The following is an 18,152-nucleotide window of genomic DNA, read 5'->3' as shown; positions in this document are numbered from 1 at the left end:
AAAACACCATCTTAATGTCAAAATGAATCAACACTACAAAATTTGGAGCGATACATCGGGTTCGAACCGATGACCTCAACCTTGGCAAGGTTGCGCTCTACCAACTGAGCTAGTATCGCATTTTCATTCTTAATATCTCTTAACTTATCAAGCTAAGAAAAAGAATGGAGGCGCCTCCCGGAGTCGAACCGAGGTCCACGGATTTGCAATCCGCTGCATAGCCACTCTGCCAAGGCGCCTTTTTAATTCAACACTTTAGGGACTTAAGTAAGCCGCACCGCTGTGTTCGGGTGCCTACTTTACGGATTGAGGGGAGATAGTCAAACAAAAAAGTGAATTTAAATTCCGTTTGCTGACATTTAAATCAAATTGCTGCATGTTCGATCTCTTTAATCAAAAAACACACAGCAAAATCGAGTTAAACAAGATGTTCTAGCGCTACCACTTCTTCATAAAACGACCGACAAGACTCGGATGATACGCCCAGCAGTGGTCAAACATAGTCATAAGTTGAGGGTTGCCATACTTAGAAAGACTAACCGCATGGAAACGGTTTTTGTGTTCTTTCAACTTTTCAACCTGAGCAATCATTTCGTCTGATTGTTTCGGCGCAATAAAGTCAGAAAGTACGATTAAATCGGCATTCTTGTATTTATCACCAGTCATTAGGTCAATCGACTTCATGAGAACAGGTTCCAAATCCGTACCGCCGTGGAATGAGTAACTTAAGAAGTCGCTCGCTTCACGTAGGCCATCTTGCCTTGTTAACTCATAGGTAATCTGCTCAGAAGAAAAAAGAATCACATAACAGTCTCTCTCTTCTGCAAGAGCAATTTGCATTAAGGCATAAGCCATTGCTTTAGCAGACTGCTCAGGGAAACCACTCATAGAACCCGAAGCGTCCACACAGACTATAAACGGGCCCTTTTCAATATCGATGTTCTTGCTATCTGGTTTTTGCGCCTTCACTTTGCGTAACGTGCGTGATTTACCTTGCGAGCGATAGCTCAGTAAACGCTTGTCGGCCAAGTGCTTGTAAAAGATAACCTCAAGTTCAGGATAAGCTAAGAACATGGTTTCGTTTGGCAGCATCTTGTTAAGGTCATCACTTTCATGAATCCCGACAATATCATCGACCGCTTCATCGCTTTTCTCTTCAACCACCTGCAATTCTTCTACAGGGGCTTTGTGTAGCGAAGGATCATCTTCCTCACCAGCCATACGGCCTAGCTTTTCAGCGATCTCTTGCAAGCCCTTGTGCTTATTCAAGAACTCAGCATGACGTTTCATGATGGTAAGGTCTGTTTTGCTTAATTTGGCAGAAGCCATGTCCCACAAGCGCCCTACACTGCCTTCATCACCCGACTCAGTCACTTTATCCATGTTTTTCATGGTTTCCATGCGCTGATAAAGATCGGCTAAGACTTTTTCTTTGCTTGTTTCAAGTTCAGTTACTTGAGCTTGTTTAATCGCATCAGAAAGTGATTGGTACCATTGGTCGCAAAAGTAGTGTGGAAACATCGCGTTATAAACACCCTTGTTGTTCTCCATAAGGCGTCGAGCTTGTAGATAAAACGCTGAGTGCCACTCGAGCTTTTTGATAACACTGTCTATCTCATCAAAGAACTGAGGTTCATCCCAGTAAATCACTTCTTGATAAAGGGCGATTTCCTCTTGGAATCGATCAGTTTCACACACCTTGGTGACGCGTTTTTTTACTTTACCGCGCCATTTGACTAAGTGGTTTTTCACTGATGTTTTCACACCTTTGTTCTCTGCAGCCATCATGACTTGAGAACGAGCGATGAGATCATTCATCGCGGTATCAATGATTCCGGAATCAGCTACCATCAAAGCGAGGTTTAAGCCGTCTGCTCCTAACATATGCTCTCCTCTTACTCGAAGTACTGGCTCATAAACTTAATACGCTGAGCGATCTTGGCACTCTTCACTTTCGTGGTTTCAAGATCTTGCGTTACCGATTGCAAACTTGCTTCCATCGCTTTTGGTAAATCAGGGTCAATATAGTTATGAGGTAATGCATCATGGAATTCAGTACGAACGCGTTTTAACTTGAATTCAGCTTCAGTTAACTGTTCTAAGGCTTTCTCAGCGCCACTCAACCACTTGTTGTACAGTTCTTGGTCTAAACCGTCAGTAGTAACCACACTCACCAATACAGAGCGATTGGCGATGTCTTTAATCACTAATTGGTTTGATGCATCCAAGTCGAGTTTTAAACGGCATAGGTTTTTATTTTCGTTTACGTAACCGTAAATATCACCGTGACCTTCTTTAAGAACACGATCAAAATCGTCTTTGGCTACGTATACCCAACGGCTATCGCCTTTCTCAGATTCAGAAACCGACATGTTGCTTTGCAGCATAACCAGTTTCACTAGATTGTAAGCACTGCCCACGCTGTACATTTTCGCGTTCTTGATGTCATTCTGGTAAACATCTTTACGCAACAAGCCACTGGTTGACTCCATAGAAAGTGACACCGACAACGTTGATTCAACATCGTCTTGAATCTCTTCTAACTCTTCACGAGACATTTCAATTTGAGCTTTCGACTCTTGTTGATCAAACGCTCGGTTCAATGCAAAGTCTTTCACCACGCTACGAACCACATCACGTGATTCTGGGCTATGCCACAAACAATCTTGCAGAAGCATAATATCCAGAGGGTTCACGCTATCGCGACCACTAAAGAACGCACTCGCTTTCAATAGTTTAACGGCCTTCTTCCAGCGTCTGTCTGATACATACAATTCTGACTCTGAAGCAGAGCCTTGCTTCTTAACCGTCTCTTCAAGCATGGTTTTTAGTTCAAACAACTTATCAAACGAATTGTCTGTCAGTTCCAGCTTATCGAGCTCTTTCTGCCATTGATGGTATTCAATGTCCGTAATCGCCAAACCTTTTGGAATTACCGCTTCTTGAGAAGTACCCGTCGTCAGCATCGATTTGAAGTTTTGTTTGTTTTGAATACGGTTCACGAACACGCGTACCAACATACGGTCATAAAGTGCTTCCAAGCCGCTGTCTTCATCTGGAAGTTCGTTGGATGCCGATACTAGTAGACGCATCGGTACACGTTCAATATCACTGCCGTTTTTGAAAGTCTTTTCGTTAACGACAGTAAGTAGCGTGTTTAGGATTGCAGGGCCGGCTTTCCAGATCTCATCGAGGAAGACGACTTGTGCAGTTGGTAGGTAGCCTTCGGTTAGTCTTACGTAACGACCGTTGTCTTTTAATTCTTGGATACTTAGTGGGCCGAACACTTCCTCGGGAGTAGAGAAACGAGTCATCAAATATTCGAAATAGCTGCTGTTATCAAAAGCCTGAATGAGACGTTTCGCGATAAGGCTTTTTGCGATGCCCGGAGGGCCTAATAGAAACACGCTTTCACCAGCCAAAGCAGCCAGTAAACAAAGCTTAATGGTGTCTTCTCTTTCGTAGACACCATCAGACAGAGCATGCGCTAATTTATTGATTCTTTCAGAGAGTAGCGCCTTGTCAGCATGTGAAGAAATAGAAGGGTTCATGCGTTACTCCGAAAATCTTTGAACAGTTGAGAGTGTAGAATTGTTTTTATACATTTGTTAGCGCTTTGTTACAAGTGCATTTTATTATTGAGTTGCATTTATATCAGATGGTTACGTCGGTAATTTTGGCGCAATCATAGATTCCAATTATGAGAGTAACATCACGAACGGCGTGAAACTAAATCTAATACGAAACCTAATTTTTCTTTTATTTTCGACACCATAGACGTTATGGTGGTGCACGTCTTCCGTTATACGAAAAATTGGCAAGGAATGTGGCCAGACTGCATGAGTAAAGTTATCCATAAATGGAAAAGTATTTCTCTCATAGAGGAGAACGTGACGCTCCCTACGAACGTCGTGGTAAAACATACAACAATCAATCACCCTGGCGCGGCAGTTATTCTTCCTATCACTTCGTCTGGAAAAATCATCCTCATTAACCAGTTCCGCCCTTCTCTAAAGAAATGGCTTTTGGAACTACCCGCAGGCACGATGGAAATAGATGAGACACCTCTTCAATGTGCCCAACGCGAACTGGAAGAAGAAACAGGTTACAGTGCAACTTCTTTTCAAAGCTTGGGGCAAGTCACCCCTTTGGCTGGCTTCTGTGATGAGATACAACATCTGTTTGTCGCAAAAGACTTAAGCCTCACTACCCGCTTTGAATGCGATGACGATGAAGTAATAGAAGTGATCGAACTGAGTTTAGAAGAACTGCACGATAAAATACGACACGATCAAATCACTGATACCAAAACTATCGCTTGTTTAAGTAAAGCCCAACTATGTGGCCATCTATAGCCAATTATATGGCTACCTAAAGTACTCTAGGAGAGAAACATGGACTTTCGTTCTGATACCGTAACTAAACCTTCGCAAGCTATGCGTGACGCAATGGCAAACGCAGAAGTGGGCGATGATGTTTATGGCGATGACCCAACCGTCAACGAACTAGAACAGTGGGCAGCAAATGAGACAGGCTTTGAAGCGGCAATGTTTACCTCTTCAGGTACACAAGCCAACCTTCTTGGCTTAATGGCGCATTGTGAGCGTGGTGATGAATATCTGTGTGGCCAGCAGGCGCACAACTACAAATACGAAGCTGGCGGCGCTGCGGTCCTTGGTTCTATCCAACCTCAACCAATCGAGAATAACCCAGACGGTACTTTAGACTTTAAAAAGCTTGCCGCTGCGATTAAGCCAGACGACAGCCACTTTGCTTGTACTAAGCTGCTTAGTTTAGAAAACACGATCAATGGTAAAGTACTTCCAATGTCTTATTTAGCGGAAGCTCGTGAGTTCGTAAACCAACATGGCTTGCAAATGCACCTAGATGGAGCGCGCGTCTACAATGCGGCAGTCGCGTTAGATGTTCACATTAAAGAGATCGCACAACACTTCGATTCTATGACGATTTGCTTATCGAAAGGTTTAGGCGCTCCAATCGGTTCACTACTTCTTGGTAGTAAAGAGTACATCGCCAAAGCACGCCGCCTACGTAAAATGGTGGGTGGCGGTATGCGTCAAGCAGGCATTCTTGCTGCAGCAGGGAAAATGGCGCTCACGGAGAACGTGGCTCAACTTAAAGCTGACCACGAGAACGCGAAAAACCTAGCGATCGGCCTAAGCAAGTTAGAAGGCTTTTCTGTTAACCCTGATTTCATTCAAACTAACATTGTGTTTGCTAAATTAGATGAATCAGTAGATATCAACCGCATCGCACGAGAGCTAGGTGAACAAGGTATTACTATGTCACCAGGTAATCCTGTTCGCTTTGTTACTCACCGTGATATTAGTACAGAAGACATTGCTCGATTCCTAACGGAATTAGAAAAAGCGCTGTAACTCTCAGCAAAGTTCTCATCTATCGCTATTAATACTTGAGCTTCCCCTAAGGGGAAGCTTTATACTTTTGTTTTCACAGGAGTATATACGTGTACAACAAGTATCTAATCTTACTAACTGCTTCCCTCTCTTTCACACTTCACGCAGACAACTTTGGTGATCCAGAACTCGGTAAACTGAAATCCCCGAGTTGTGTTTTTTGCCATTCAGTTGCTGGCGACAACACGAATAAAAACTCCCCAGACCTTAAAGGGCAAGACCGCCTCTATTTGTTCAATACTATGACAATGTATAAGAACGACCAACGTGAAGGTGCCTACGCTGACATGATGAAGGCTCAATTAAGTCGACTTTCTGAACAAGATTTAAAAGATATTGCTGCCTATTATTCTTCATTATCTAGATAGCGTTCTATTCCATATCGAGAGTTGGCTTTGTTGTGTAATTCAATCGAACTAAACCTAGAACCTACGACCTGTTCAGCTACGCCCACCCCCTCTCGTAGCTCTGTGCCTAAACCTCGTTACAATACAACCAATCATTTATTAATCGAGGCTTTCTGACCTTTTGGATTGATAAAGAGACAATAGTCGGGTGGACGCAGAGCAAACAGAATAAGCGCGCGTTTAGGCCATGTCGGTTCAATGATTTAGCTATCACGACAGCACTCATGGTGAAACGAGTTTTCTCTATGCCACTGACAGCGCTGCAAGGATTTGTAGTCTCGATATTTTGGTTAGCCCATGTGCCGTTAAGTTGTCCGCATTACACCTACATCATTCTTAGAGCCAAGCAAGTTGAGGCCTCATTTAAGACTAAAGCTAGAGGAGCAATACGGCACCTAGCCATCGATGCTACTGGCCTTAAGGTTTATGGTGAATGTGAATGGAAAGTCAAAAAACACGGGACGGATGGGAAGCGTAGAGTCTGGCGAAAGCTTCATATTGCAGTCAATACAAACACACATGAGCTCGTTGCCGCCGAGCTAAGTTTATCAACGGTTACAGATAGAGAATTACCCCCGAACTTACTGAAACAAACTCGTTGAAATATCCTTGAAGTACCTGGTGATGGCGCTCACTCTAAGAAAAAGCGATGTATCGAGTTAAGATGTATCGAGTTAAACAGTTGCCAGGAGGACAACTAACCTAACCCATCAACCAACTGGACTATGTTTTCATGTAGCCACAAGTAGAAAGGATCTGACTCCCTTTTTTTGTGTTGATAAAGCAAAATCTGCTTGCTATTGAATGATGGGAGCCTCGCATGACTAACTTCAACTAGGTTATGTGTATTATCGATATACAGTTCTGAAGTTGGAAATAGAGCCTCGGTTTGCGCTGCCACAGATGCGACATTTGAGATTATTTCGGAACGAAAGACTTCGTTATAATTCAATCCTCTTTGCACCAACATGTTTTCCATCATCCCCTCTTTTTCATTCCACTCAGCCAACTGTGCAATTGCAAATCGACATTCTGAAAGATATTCAAATTCTACAATCTTCTTCAGATGAATAGGATGGGATTTATTCGCATACAACTTAAAGTGATCTTCGGCCAAATGTTTATGCAATATGGCCTTGCTGCCTATTGGGACGTCGTAATTAATGCCTAACTGAATGTTATCTTTCGCTAAATTATCAAGCGTATTCTGGTTCCATATGTGGCAAGAAAATGTCACGTTCGGCGCATGCTTGGCAAGGAATAGAAACAAGATATGAGGCAATGACTGTCCTAAAAGCGGATTAATGGCCAAAGAAATATGCCCAGCGTGGCTGTACGCGTCGAACTTCTTTACCGGAGTTAATGTTTTCTCTAGCAGCGCAATTAAGTCAGGGAGTGACTCTGCGATTTGATTACACCTGTAGGTAGGTTTCATTCCTTGTGGAGTCGAAACAAAGAGCTCATCATCAAGCTGCTCTCGAAGTTTCCGTAACTTCCGACTCACAGAAGGCTGAGCAAGAAAAAGTCGCTCCGCAGCATGGGTAACATTTTGCTCTTCTATCAAAACATGTAGAACCTTAAGTAGGTTCAAATCGATCTTGTTTAGCGCAGCTTTCAAAGTACCAACCTCACAGGTATAACATATTTGTCATACCTGTGATTCTATATAGTCATTTCATAAATACCAAACTTTTACTTACCATTACCTCAACTTAATAAAACAGAATATGGTATTTAAAAATGAAAAAAACTCTACTTTCTTTATTAGTGGTCACGTCTTTCTCTACGGTTGCAGGAACGTCCACAACCAGCTTTAACAATGAAGATAAATCAATTGAAGACGTCTTTGCTAACATTGACTCTTCTTCGTGGGCGGTAAACCCAGAAGATCATGGTATGACGGTGCATGAGTACATAAACCAAGAAGGCATTTGGTTTGCTGACAATTTTGCTCGCAACTTTAAGTTAGGCTTAAACAACCTTCATCACTTCAAAGAACTGGCGAACAAAGACACTCGTTGGGTTGTATCACCATCCATTGATCACTTGTACTCAATGGGCGTTATCGATACCTCCAAACCATTTACAGTCGTTGTACCTGAGAACGATGGGAAATTGGTTACACTTCACCTTCAAGATATGAACCACACTCAACCATTTTATAAGGTTGGCGCAGGAACTTACGAGTTCACTCCTGAAATGTTCGATACAAAATATGTGCTGATAGGCTTGCGTTTTGCGACAGATGGAACAAAACAAAACGTTAAACGGATTACAGAAGAGCTTCAGCCGAAAGTGAAAATTATCGGTGGTGGTCAAGATCTTGAAGGATTGCCAAAGCCAAACACTGAGGCTATGGAAGCAGTTCGTACTGCATTAATGCCTGAATACGATAAGTTAAATGACACATACGATACAGTTCAATACCGAGCGCAAGATGTGACTGACTGGGAAAAGACTACTTACACAATTGCTGGAGCGTTCGGCCTATCGACAGCTGACACCGCAATGTATGCACCTTACGCACTAGAGAATGCCAAAGGTGAACAATGTTACCAAGCGACATACGAAGCACCTAAATTAGCTAGAGACCTAGGTTATTACTCAATCACTGTCTACGATTCAAAAGGTTATCTCATGTCGAACGAGAATAACATCGTTTCGACCAATCAAGGACTGACGCAAAACGAAGACGGTACATTCACGGTGGTATTCGGTGGTTTAGACTGTAAAAAACATGCGGATGGTAATAACGTAAACTTTGCTTACACCCCTAAAGACAACTGGTCTTTCTTATTACGTGTCTATCAACCTAACGTTGAATCAATGAAGGTATACACCCTGCCCGAGATTGAAAAGATCTAAGTGCTTAACTATTGCTATGTATCAGAAGTTAACGTAACCAGTATGACTTAAAAAAAAGCGCCTCAGGCGCTTTCATTTTATACATCTCGAACCCAAACATCATTAACATGTTGCTTAAGTAAATCAATCACGCTTTGGTGAATAAAAACCAAACCATAATCTTCTTCTAGTTTGAAGATCAGCCTTTCTTCTAGTGGAATATTCTCAAACTTAGAAAAATCAAACTCCGTTGACTCAATGTCTAACCAGTTCAACTTGCCGTATTGTTTTTCTTTATCCGTCAATTTATAAGTTTGATGGATATAAGGCACTCGATAGTCTTCGTAAACTTTAATTTGATCATCTGTTGGTTGGCTTGGAGAACAATCCACGCGCGCGTCTAACCACTCTACTCCGTGTATGACCAGTTTCTCCACTTTTGATGCAACATCGCTGATGATAAATAGCTTTGGAGAAAACGTCATTTCAAGCAGTAAATCAGGCTCTACTGGCACTATTGGCTTGGGGCTTTGTTGGAATGGGAAGTTAGTTAACGCCTGCTTCGTTAAAATAACATAATTTTCTTTCATAATTTATTTCCTAAACTTAGTGAAGCGGCTTATCGTTGAAAACTAACTGGTCTTAAAAATTTATACGGTGCCAGCAAACGCTTCCATTTTAACCTTAAAAATGATTAAATATCTTATAAACCACCATAGGAAATAAATCATGATTAAAGTAAAGTGTTTTAAATTCGAAGTTGAGTACAAAATAATAAAATCTCATATACAAGACTATTTTTTAGATGAACAGTATCTTGATCTTAAACTAACAGATGAACAGGTTGTTACTCCTTACGTTAAGCTCACTCCAAACCAGTCAGACATACCTAAATTCGACTTAATTGACATGATTGATGGTTATATTACAGAGCACTTTAATGTCATTAGTTGTGCTGTCAGCGAATTTGAAGATTATTTAATCATAAATAGTATATTCACCTTAGAGTTTGATCAAAATAGTACTATAACGTTAAAAGAAAACATAATTACAATGCAACAAGATGATGGAATTTATGAGTATTATATAACTCCTTCATTTAGCAACGCTGACTCTCCATCGCTGACTAAACCTAGCTTGTTAGAGATCAAAAACTCATCTATGAAAACCAATGAAAGCATAGAAAACATGACTATGTAAGTTAATTCAAACACACGCTATTTACCACTAGGTCATTGCTTTTAAGGAGAACAGATACAATCTCCTTATCCATCAAGATAGAATAATCATCATCAATGAAGAATATCCTATCCTTTTCGCTTATTCGGTTTGACAAGATAGTTATACTTTGTAATGAGAATGCATCGCCTTCTCTATAAAATATTGAATTCTCATTATCTATACAATTTATTATGGAGTGAACCTTCATATAAAAGTAGTTCTCAACAACTCTTTTCCTATCCTTAATTAATATAGGTGTAATTGATAGATTATAAATATCTAAAGAGGCCAGAATTCTGGCACTTTCATCATTAACAATAAAACCATCAGCATAACGATAGATGCTTTTCATCTTGTAATCATTTATCTCAGAAGTAGAATAGATAACCAACTTGTTATTATATGAAGTAATTTCATCGTACACTAGTTGAAAAGTTCTTTGATCGGACTCTTGAAAATGGAAATCACTTGTAATGTAGTTTTCTGTAACTTCAAATAACTCTTTAACCATAGATTTCGTACGCCGTTTTTAGTCTAGTTCCAGTCATGGCCAATTGTTTTATAGTGTGAGGAGAGACGTAAAAATTATGGTTTCTCTCACTATTACATTTCTCCCTTCCACAACCTAATCCATCGTCCAAAAAGTCCGCACCATTCTTATTTAACTTGATGCTACCGGCTGTAATATCATTAGAAATTGTTTTTGATAAATTATCTATTGCATCAACTATTTCTTGACATTTATAATCTTTGCATTTTTTCATTATTTTCTTAATTTCCTTTCTAACCTTGCCACTGACTAAAAAGTGATATCCCCCAGCAATATCTGTACCTCCATTTTTTTCTTCTATTTTTTTTACATTTTCTTTAGGAATTAGAGCATCGACTGTACCCCATTCTCGGTGATTACCAATATGATAAGGAACTCTCAACTCGCAAGCCATTGCTTCTATTTGTGCAGGTAGCAACAGTATATTCTTCGGATGATTAACATTATATAGAGATCTGCTTAATATCTTCTTGTAATTTTTATTTATATAGTTTAGAGATGATATAGAAACTATATGATGGGGAGCCAAGACTTTTACAGACAAATCTTTGTTTGTAGAGTTGGTAATCCATGGGTGAGAATGAATTGAATTTCCAAACATTTCACAAATAGGAGCCCAGTTTTCACTAAACGACCTAAATCCCACAGCCTTTTTAGGATGTCGACTAAGATTACTTATCGTCAGTTTATTCCATTTACCCATAATATTTATGCCTTTATTAATTTATGTCCGATACACTGTGTTTTAAGTTTTCCTATTTCCTTATTACATATTTTACATCGGCCAGAGTTTTTATCTTTTTCTTCATTCGCCTTTGCAGAGTTCTTTCCTGACTGAGCAGACTCACCTGTGTTGTGTTTTACTTTTGCTGGATAGGTTTTCTCGCCCTTATCTAAGATTCGAGCAAAAAGTTTTTCAAACTCGCCCATCGCTTCTTTTAATTTGTCTGGCACCATCTTATCGATGATTTTCACTTCGTCGACCAATTTTAAGAAGTATTCTGCTAGTTCATCCGCACCCATTCTGTTGGCGTATGAAGCCAACTCGGTGGCCACTTCAATACAGGGTTTTAGAACATCCGATACAATGTTGCTAGCCTGTTTGGCGTAATCAACCCATTTTAGGGTACGTAAGAACTTTTCCGGGTCACCTTTACCCATCCCACGCAGTACCGCAAGTAATGTGTCTTTTGATGTACCCTTCCCGCCTTTCAAAGCGACTTTACATGTACCTTTAACTGCACTACCAAACGTTGGAATACAGCCAATCAAAGTCAAAGACAGTGCCAACCAATTTTCTGGCTTATCTCGTTCTTCTTCACTTAATAGTGTCATGATATTTGCTGAAAGGTCTCGTACATCTGCTGCTTGGTCTACGACGGGGATCATTGTCAGCGCTGTGTTTGCAATGATTTGCTCTACCGATGCATCATCATTAAAGTCACCTAAAATTACTCCCCAGACCCAGCTGGCAGCGCCAGACATTCTCTTCCAGGAGTTTTCCCAAAAACCAACCTCGCCTCGCTTTGCTTCTTCAATAATTAATTGAGCATTCGCATTTGGGTTGAAATTAGGGTTAGTTTTAGTTGGGATGTTTGGCATGAATTCGCGACTATCTTCACCATAGTCAATGTTAAATTCACCAGGTGCAACCCCACTCACCGAAGCTTTGCCTACATTATCTAATGTACCTTCAAAGGAAGCGCCGGTTTGATCAATCAGTTTATATGTAGCCCCTTGAACAGGTTCTCCATCAGAATAAGAAAGAAACAGGTCTACCGTATACGTCCCTTCTTGCTCTTCTGTCACAGAAACCGAAGGGTTTTGAGCACCGCCTAAACACATGGTGTTGGCTTTATTCATGGTCATTTGATCAGAAAGGCGGCATACACCGACACCTTCGAACTTAACGGTAGGAGAAGCTGATATGAATTCGGCCTCGGCTTCAATAGTGCCAGAAGCTACGCCCTTTTTATCACCACCGGCATCACCAGTACTGGCGCTGAATTTACTGCCTTTAATAGCAATGCTGTTACCGCCATCCATAGAGACAGTCGTGGTGCCTCCCGCTAAATCGGCAGACTTTGCATTGTTACCATAAGGGATAGGAACAACAGGTTTGCCGACTGTTGTTAAACAAACATCAGGGAGTGTTGCGTTCGCTTCTCCTCCTGAGCCTTGATGAACTACGCTGAGTCCATTCGCACAAACTGTTACGCCCATAGTAAATCCAATTAAATTCCAATAGATGTATGATAAAAGAGATCGCAGGCTGCAATCTCTCTAAGTACGCAGTGAAAATGAAGGATGAGACTGTTACTTCGAGTCTATTTTTAAAAACGGACAGAAGATCTCACAATTAAATCTAATGCTATTGATAAACATCCAGTAACTGCTGAAATTTTAGGTCAATGACCAAGTAAGTCGCGGCATACATAACACCAAAGATCACAGTACTGACGCCAATAATCAACTTAGGGGAAATAACGCGTTTGAGCGGTTTCTTTAAATACTTCGCCTTTAAGTTAACTAACGTTACTTTTTCCTGTTCGGCTAAACGCTCGTCTCGGACTAAGCGATAAATTGTGTTTCCTATCTCTGAAAGCTTTTCGTTACCACGCTCTTCTCGGCCGTACTTGCCTTTGAACCCAAGTTGAAGCAATAAATAAAGGAATTCGATAACGTGTCTGTATTTTCGTGGATCAGCTTTCAAGCGCTCTAAAATAGTAAAAAACTTATCGCCACCCGATGTTTCGTTATGGAACTCCGACAATAAGCTATTGGTACTCCAATGGCTGTTTGCCCCCCACTCTTGCCTACACACAGATTCATCTATTGCAGCACATAAGCAATAGCGTATGACTAATATTGATGCCCGATCCAACTCCATTTCATTGAGCTTTCGTTCACCTTTGCGAATTTCTCGCGCAACTTGTTCTCTAAAAGGGCCAGGATCGTCCAACCAAGGAATCGAAGACATACATGAGAGACTGGCTATTAACCAGGTAAACTGATCGACCAACGGGTTAACCCCCATGCTCTCGACGTTTAGGTCTCTTACCGCAATATTTCTAGATAAATCAGGTGCAGGCATAACCTCCATTGGTTTGCCTGGTTCTGGTTGAAATAGTACTACGGTGACGTCGTTTTCGGCGTAACTCATAAACGTACAGCCCAAAGCTGTAGTGATAAGTTCGCGAAGTCGCCAGCAATATGGACAGCGATTGCTGCCGTGTTATTCAATGCATTCCATTCGTCACTCGCTTTATCAAGCTCAAAATAGGTATAGCCAGCATGATAAGGCAACGCTCTAGGTACGACTGGCATTGGTTTCATTTCAATGCCCGGCAATTGTAAGTTGATTAGATCGCGAATATTGTCGATCGAACCAATCTTAGTTTGGCTCACAAATTGTGTATGTAAAATATCAAGCGGTACGTCTGCTTTAACAGCAAGAATAAACGTCGTAGATTCGACAATTTTACTGTCTGGAATTGCTGCAGTTCGAATTCCATAGCTTTGCTCTCTCAATGTTAAAGGTATTGCACGTTGTTCTGACATAACACTTAATGTCATTTTCGCGCTATCAAGCGTACGAGATAAACAATCGGTCAGTTGGCTATGGTTGTATTTTGTAAACTCTTGTGGTCTACGAGATGCGGAACACAGTGTAGATAATTCACCTTCCGCTTGTAACAGGATCCGATAAAATGACTCTGGGTGAACGCCTTCAACACTTGCAAAATGCCAGAACAACGGCTCATAACGATTCAAAGCTTGTAACAACATAAAATCAGCAACAGATGACACGCCCTGTTGGTCAACCACGCCTAAACGCTGAACAATCGATTCGGCTCTGTGTTTAAGCATTGACGCGAATTCCGTCGCGAACTTGCTCAAAACTGTAGATGCGTGAATATCAATGCACGTCGGAATATAGTTGTCATCCAGAATGATGCTTCCGTCTGGCTTCACTTCCGAAATTTTCAAAATGGGAATTGATGTATATGCGCTCTTATCTTCATGATCGTACATTAAGAAAAAGTTAAGCTTACCCACCACAATACTTGCCATATCTTCTGATTCATAACATGCATCTACGGCTTCTTGGGTTTCCATGTTATAGCGAGCACCGTCTCCATTTCCGCCAAAGAGTTCAGATCGTTCTGATGGCAGTGGACAGCATAAATACACCACTTTATCCGCAATAGAAGGGTCAACATCTCTTACTTCTGGAAGCTCAGCAAGAAGCGGTAAATCAAATGGAGTACGGTCTTGTAAGATACCTTCTGCTCGTGTGATCCCGATTTTGCCAAGTGCCAGTAGCTCAGTGTTAATCTCAATTTTTTTCACTCCCCAGTGTAAGGGAGAGCTATTAGAGCTAAGCATGTTAGATAACTTGCCTTGAGACCTATCGAGTTGCTGAAAGTGTTGAGGCTTCATGAACATACCATCTTGCCAAACAACTGGGTTATATAAAGACATTCGTCAGTTCCTTAAAAATACGTCTGTTCAATACCGCGAGTATTGTTCGAAGATAATTCACTACCCTCTACTTTTAATCTCAGAAAGTACTCACTTTTTTCTTCGATCACTTCAACCTTCCGCCAAGACGAGCCATTGATATCGCGGAATGCGACAGAAAAACCCAATGCTCTAGTTGTTGGGTCTAACTCTAGAATCTCGTGCAACTTGTCTCCTGGTTGCAGCTGATATTCGTACCGTTTAATGTATTCATCCCCCAAGGAGGCCTTATCATTTTCGAACAAAGCGAAGAAGTCCAAACTACGGAACATAACTGGAGACGTTAATTCGTGAACTCTCAGAATTACTGGGGACGATTGACCTTGGTCACGAACATTGAGGTGTTCTGAAGCTTCGATAACAAGTTCAATCGAAGAAGTCTCAGGAGTTATCCCTGAGGACTCTTTGAACTGCTCCCACATAGAACAACCTGATAATAGAAACAAGGTAATGGGGATTATAAGTTTACGCATGATCAGCTTTTGCAACCTTACTGTATCTGTCTTTCATCAACGCTTTAAATGTCGACTCATTGAATTGTCGAGTATTCTGCTCATAATGTTCGCTGTACTTTTGCCATAGCTTTGACTTACTAAGGAAGCGCGTTTCCTGGCTTAAAGTGTTTGCAAACTGCTGAGGATCATTCACTTTTAGTTGCTCCAATACCAAATCGTTAATTGCCTTCGCATATAAGGTATCGTGCTCGCTAAGTTCATCCAGTATCTGTTCAATTAGCTCATTTGGAGCCAATAGATTTTGACTATTTAGCGTTAACATCAATGTAGTTAGGCTAAGATCATTGTGAGCAAAGGAGCTTTCGTCAGTAAGCTCTTCAACACTCTGTAAATCTTTGTACAAATTATCGATACACAATCGCAAACAAGCGCCCATTTGTTTAAAAAATAAAGCGTCATGTTTCGTGTCAGACTCTAAATCAACACCCAGTCCTTCAAAGAATGCATGTGTTACATTTTCATGTTCGTAAGAAGTTTCACTCAATGCGGTATTACTCTGAGTTCTACTCTCACTTTCAACAGGCTGCTCTTGTGGTTCGGTATGAGGGACAAACTCTTGTGTCACCTCTTCCCACTTGTGGCTTTGTATATTTGCGGAATTAGGGATAATAGTAACAGGCGGTACTTTTGTCGGTTTACGCTTGGGAACATCTGAACTGCCGGTAAGCGTATCTGACTTAAAATCGGTACCTTCAATGTTTGTTGGTTTTAAACGGTTCGGTATCTTAGTTTGATCATCAGCGATGTCTTGAGCATTCAGGTTCGCCTGCTGTTCTTCTTCCATCCCCATCCAATCTTCAGGAATCAGACTAGGGAGGTCGAACTCAGAATGGATGCTTAAACTGTCATCAACAACTTGCCTTTGTGGTTCTATCGATGACTTCATAAGATTTTTTTTGTTACTTTCGTCTCGGACCAAATAATCATCATCTCTCTGCATTGAGAATTTTAAGTGCTCGACGGGATCATGAGTATCTACTCCATCAGGTTTCGTTTCCATGAAGAGATCTTCAAGCGCGCCTGTCTCTGCTTCTTCCTCAACAACGGATTCTTCCAAGTTCATTAAAGGGTCTGTTGAATCTCTTTCTGGCGCTATTTCAGAAGCTATGTCGTATGAAGTCGTTACCAACTCAAGAGAAATACTCACTTCATATTGTCCGAGAGAAACTCTGTCACCATCGCACAACGAAACTGGTTGATTCTTTAGGATCTTATTACCATTAACCAATGTGCCATTTGTACTCACATCACTAATGTAATAAGTGTCTCCATATATACTCAATAGACAGTGCGTACCAGATATGAATCGGTTGTGATCCGTTAAAGTCACTGTACAACCTGCTTCTCGCCCTAGAGATCCACCTTCTTCAGGCATCTCGATACTTTTAGCTCCAACATATTCTTCAGGGCACTTCGAGATCACCAAAACCAATTGATTTATACGCATGAATAGCCTTTAAAACAGAAGAGAAACACTAAACTCGACACCACCTAGACCTTCGTTATAAAAAGGTAAGATGTATGAAGCTTGCGGGATTATTTGTAAATGAGCGTCTGGGTTACTTCCTAACTTGATCACACTACCAAAAGTCACAACAGCGCCAGCTTCAAATTGATCGATATCTTCAAGTTGTTCGCCGTAACGAAAGCCTTGGTCGTCAACTTTCCAACGGTTTGAGTATTGCGAGTAACCTAAAGACAAGCCTGCACCTATATAAGGTGTGAACACCGACCAGCTACCTAAAGCATACTGAGGCACAATACGAAATTCGTAATTGGTTACCTCGTTATAAACGCCATTCTTTGGAGCTTCGATATCATCTTCTGCTAAATAATTGAACCCTAACCACCAACGCCATCGGTTGTTACTTTCATCAATTGGACGTGTATGGACGAACCCGTAACGTAGAGCATCTACTTGTCCACTCGGCCCTTCATCATATTCTATAGTGTCTATGCTCAGCATATTTACTGAACCACCATATCTTTCACCCTTCGCGATTGCGATGGACGAAAAAAGACACATTGTGGATATTAGACCGATTTGACTTAGGTTTCGCATGCTTCCCTCTGAGTTCATCCATATATTAACTAGATGCGCAAGATAGCAAGTATTATGTCTTTTACAATAAGGAGACGGTCACACCCGCCATTTACGACATTATAACTAGCAAAAAAAACGATATATCTACAAGAAAATGCATTACGAATAATTACAAATAAAATTCATTTATAAAATCAAAACTATCAATAATTGAAAAATCAAACGACCAACAACCATCCAAAGAAAGAAGGTTGTTCAATACAAGAAAATTAGCATTTACAAAATTCAAAAAACCTAAAATGCCACTTTTTTATCTTTAACCTATGGCATAATCATTTAAAGCATTTTTCTAATTTAGTGTTAGTTAATATTTATGCAATCATTGACAAGAGTAATTATTAATCAATAAAGCACCACACGTAGGAATAGTTAGATTCATATTATTTCTCCCCAAAAAGACCATAAATGTGACCTTCATCACTGAAATTTTATAAAGCCTAGTCGTAAATTGTTACATTTTTTGATCTTTTTGTGAATAACGTCACATAGTGCTAAAATTAAGAATGTCGCAGTTCGGAGTTGAATTCGGGAATATAAATAAAAAACAAG

Annotated in this window: 17 protein-coding genes, 2 tRNA genes and 1 pseudogene; 6 read left to right on the top strand and 14 right to left on the bottom strand. The window is 40.7% G+C overall.

Features of this window, described 5'->3' with window-relative positions:
- Nucleotides 1–43: 43 nt before the first annotated feature.
- The 4 genes from AB4323_RS18115 to AB4323_RS18100 all read right to left on the bottom strand — a co-directional run bounded on the left by AB4323_RS18115 (nt 44) and on the right by AB4323_RS18100 (nt 3,551).
- Nucleotides 44–119 (bottom strand) — tRNA-Gly (locus tag AB4323_RS18115).
- A 46-nt stretch (nt 120–165) separates the two neighbouring features.
- Nucleotides 166–239 (bottom strand) — tRNA-Cys (locus AB4323_RS18110).
- Nucleotides 240–438: 199 nt separating this feature from the next.
- Nucleotides 439–1,884, bottom strand: a complete 1,446-nt coding sequence (gene viaA, locus AB4323_RS18105) for an ATPase RavA stimulator ViaA (RefSeq protein ID WP_017064542.1) — start codon at nt 1,882–1,884, stop codon at nt 439–441.
- A gap of 11 nt (nt 1,885–1,895) precedes the next feature.
- Nucleotides 1,896–3,551 (bottom strand): ATPase RavA domain-containing protein, encoded by a 1,656-nt coding sequence (locus AB4323_RS18100; RefSeq protein ID WP_017067123.1) that lies wholly within the window; start codon nt 3,549–3,551, stop codon nt 1,896–1,898.
- A gap of 288 nt (nt 3,552–3,839) precedes the next feature.
- Here AB4323_RS18100 and AB4323_RS18095 point away from each other — a divergent pair, with 288 nt between their 5' ends.
- The 4 genes and pseudogenes from AB4323_RS18095 to AB4323_RS18080 all read left to right on the top strand — a co-directional run.
- Nucleotides 3,840–4,355: an NUDIX hydrolase gene (locus AB4323_RS18095; RefSeq protein WP_017062564.1), complete on the top strand. Its 516-nt coding sequence runs from the start codon at nt 3,840–3,842 to the stop codon at nt 4,353–4,355.
- Between the two features lie 39 nt (nt 4,356–4,394).
- Nucleotides 4,395–5,399, top strand: coding sequence for a low-specificity L-threonine aldolase (gene ltaE, locus AB4323_RS18090; protein WP_372153019.1), 1,005 nt, complete (start codon nt 4,395–4,397; stop codon nt 5,397–5,399).
- Nucleotides 5,400–5,488: 89 nt separating this feature from the next.
- Entirely contained in the window at nt 5,489–5,806 is a 318-nt protein-coding gene (locus AB4323_RS18085) for a cytochrome c (RefSeq protein ID WP_017064539.1), read from the top strand.
- A 119-nt stretch (nt 5,807–5,925) separates the two neighbouring features.
- A pseudogene (locus AB4323_RS18080) lies at nt 5,926–6,444 on the top strand (IS5 family transposase); the annotation flags it as partial.
- A gap of 98 nt (nt 6,445–6,542) precedes the next feature.
- On the opposite strand, the gene AB4323_RS18075 reads toward AB4323_RS18080, so the two are convergent.
- Complete coding sequence (locus tag AB4323_RS18075) at nt 6,543–7,463, bottom strand: LysR family transcriptional regulator (RefSeq protein ID WP_372058359.1); 921 nt, start codon at nt 7,461–7,463, stop codon at nt 6,543–6,545.
- A gap of 122 nt (nt 7,464–7,585) precedes the next feature.
- Between AB4323_RS18075 and AB4323_RS18070 the strand changes: the two genes are divergently transcribed.
- Nucleotides 7,586–8,710 (top strand): DUF1254 domain-containing protein, encoded by a 1,125-nt coding sequence (locus AB4323_RS18070; protein WP_372058360.1) that lies wholly within the window; start codon nt 7,586–7,588, stop codon nt 8,708–8,710.
- A 77-nt stretch (nt 8,711–8,787) separates the two neighbouring features.
- Here the strand turns inward: AB4323_RS18070 and AB4323_RS18065 are convergent, their stop codons facing one another.
- Nucleotides 8,788–9,279 (bottom strand): hypothetical protein, encoded by a 492-nt coding sequence (locus AB4323_RS18065; RefSeq protein ID WP_372058361.1) that lies wholly within the window; start codon nt 9,277–9,279, stop codon nt 8,788–8,790.
- Between the two features lie 139 nt (nt 9,280–9,418).
- Between AB4323_RS18065 and AB4323_RS18060 the strand changes: the two genes are divergently transcribed.
- Complete coding sequence (locus AB4323_RS18060) at nt 9,419–9,889, top strand: hypothetical protein (RefSeq protein WP_372153017.1); 471 nt, start codon at nt 9,419–9,421, stop codon at nt 9,887–9,889.
- Nucleotide 9,890: 1 nt separating this feature from the next.
- Here AB4323_RS18060 and AB4323_RS18055 read toward each other — a convergent pair whose 3' ends face one another.
- The 8 genes from AB4323_RS18055 to AB4323_RS18020 form a co-directional block, all read right to left on the bottom strand.
- Complete coding sequence (locus AB4323_RS18055) at nt 9,891–10,421, bottom strand: hypothetical protein (protein WP_372058364.1); 531 nt, start codon at nt 10,419–10,421, stop codon at nt 9,891–9,893.
- Nucleotides 10,414–11,163, bottom strand: coding sequence for an AHH domain-containing protein (locus AB4323_RS18050; RefSeq protein ID WP_372153015.1), 750 nt, complete (start codon nt 11,161–11,163; stop codon nt 10,414–10,416). Before AB4323_RS18050 ends, AB4323_RS18055 begins: the two co-directional genes overlap by 8 nt.
- A gap of 5 nt (nt 11,164–11,168) precedes the next feature.
- Nucleotides 11,169–12,683, bottom strand: coding sequence for a PAAR-like domain-containing protein (locus AB4323_RS18045; RefSeq protein ID WP_372058366.1), 1,515 nt, complete (start codon nt 12,681–12,683; stop codon nt 11,169–11,171).
- Nucleotides 12,684–12,831: 148 nt separating this feature from the next.
- Nucleotides 12,832–13,623, bottom strand: coding sequence for a type IVB secretion system protein IcmH/DotU (icmH, locus tag AB4323_RS18040; RefSeq protein ID WP_017062571.1), 792 nt, complete (start codon nt 13,621–13,623; stop codon nt 12,832–12,834).
- A complete protein-coding gene (gene tssK / locus AB4323_RS18035; RefSeq protein ID WP_017062572.1) occupies nt 13,620–14,945 on the bottom strand; it encodes a type VI secretion system baseplate subunit TssK in 1,326 nt (441 codons plus the stop codon). Before tssK ends, icmH begins: the two co-directional genes overlap by 4 nt.
- 11 nt (nt 14,946–14,956) lie before the next feature.
- On the bottom strand, nt 14,957–15,457 hold the full coding sequence (tssJ, locus tag AB4323_RS18030; RefSeq protein WP_372058368.1) for a type VI secretion system lipoprotein TssJ: 501 nt from the start codon (nt 15,455–15,457) through the stop codon (nt 14,957–14,959).
- Nucleotides 15,450–16,946, bottom strand: a complete 1,497-nt coding sequence (locus AB4323_RS18025; RefSeq protein WP_372058369.1) for an FHA domain-containing protein — start codon at nt 16,944–16,946, stop codon at nt 15,450–15,452. Before AB4323_RS18025 ends, tssJ begins: the two co-directional genes overlap by 8 nt.
- A gap of 9 nt (nt 16,947–16,955) precedes the next feature.
- A complete protein-coding gene (locus AB4323_RS18020; RefSeq protein WP_102333587.1) occupies nt 16,956–17,561 on the bottom strand; it encodes a hypothetical protein in 606 nt (201 codons plus the stop codon).
- Nucleotides 17,562–18,152: the final 591 nt, after the last annotated feature.

The organism is Vibrio sp. 10N.261.52.C11, from assembly GCF_041471405.1.
Taxonomy (GTDB): Bacteria; Pseudomonadota; Gammaproteobacteria; order Enterobacterales; family Vibrionaceae; genus Vibrio; species Vibrio crassostreae_C.
The sequence above is the reverse complement of the archived record's forward strand: the minus strand, read 5'-3'. Positions and strand labels throughout refer to the sequence as shown.

Bases quoted from the DNA above. Each gene is read 5' to 3' on its own strand.
- AB4323_RS18095 (WP_017062564.1), top strand. From the start codon at position 3,840: ATGAGTAAAGTTATCCATAAATGGAAAAGTATTTCTCTCATAGAGGAG.
- AB4323_RS18070 (WP_372058360.1), top strand. From the start codon at position 7,586: ATGAAAAAAACTCTACTTTCTTTATTAGTGGTCACGTCTTTCTCTACG.
- AB4323_RS18100 (WP_017067123.1), bottom strand. From the start codon at position 3,551: ATGAACCCTTCTATTTCTTCACATGCTGACAAGGCGCTACTCTCTGAA.
- tssJ (WP_372058368.1), bottom strand. From the start codon at position 15,457: ATGCGTAAACTTATAATCCCCATTACCTTGTTTCTATTATCAGGTTGT.
- AB4323_RS18020 (WP_102333587.1), bottom strand. From the start codon at position 17,561: ATGCGAAACCTAAGTCAAATCGGTCTAATATCCACAATGTGTCTTTTT.
- AB4323_RS18025 (WP_372058369.1), bottom strand. From the start codon at position 16,946: ATGCGTATAAATCAATTGGTTTTGGTGATCTCGAAGTGCCCTGAAGAA.
- AB4323_RS18055 (WP_372058364.1), bottom strand. From the start codon at position 10,421: ATGGTTAAAGAGTTATTTGAAGTTACAGAAAACTACATTACAAGTGAT.
- AB4323_RS18045 (WP_372058366.1), bottom strand. From the start codon at position 12,683: ATGGGCGTAACAGTTTGTGCGAATGGACTCAGCGTAGTTCATCAAGGC.
- AB4323_RS18060 (WP_372153017.1), top strand. From the start codon at position 9,419: ATGATTAAAGTAAAGTGTTTTAAATTCGAAGTTGAGTACAAAATAATA.
- viaA (WP_017064542.1), bottom strand. From the start codon at position 1,884: ATGTTAGGAGCAGACGGCTTAAACCTCGCTTTGATGGTAGCTGATTCC.
- icmH (WP_017062571.1), bottom strand. From the start codon at position 13,623: ATGAGTTACGCCGAAAACGACGTCACCGTAGTACTATTTCAACCAGAA.
- AB4323_RS18065 (WP_372058361.1), bottom strand. From the start codon at position 9,279: ATGAAAGAAAATTATGTTATTTTAACGAAGCAGGCGTTAACTAACTTC.
- tssK (WP_017062572.1), bottom strand. From the start codon at position 14,945: ATGTCTTTATATAACCCAGTTGTTTGGCAAGATGGTATGTTCATGAAG.
- AB4323_RS18050 (WP_372153015.1), bottom strand. From the start codon at position 11,163: ATGGGTAAATGGAATAAACTGACGATAAGTAATCTTAGTCGACATCCT.
- ltaE (WP_372153019.1), top strand. From the start codon at position 4,395: ATGGACTTTCGTTCTGATACCGTAACTAAACCTTCGCAAGCTATGCGT.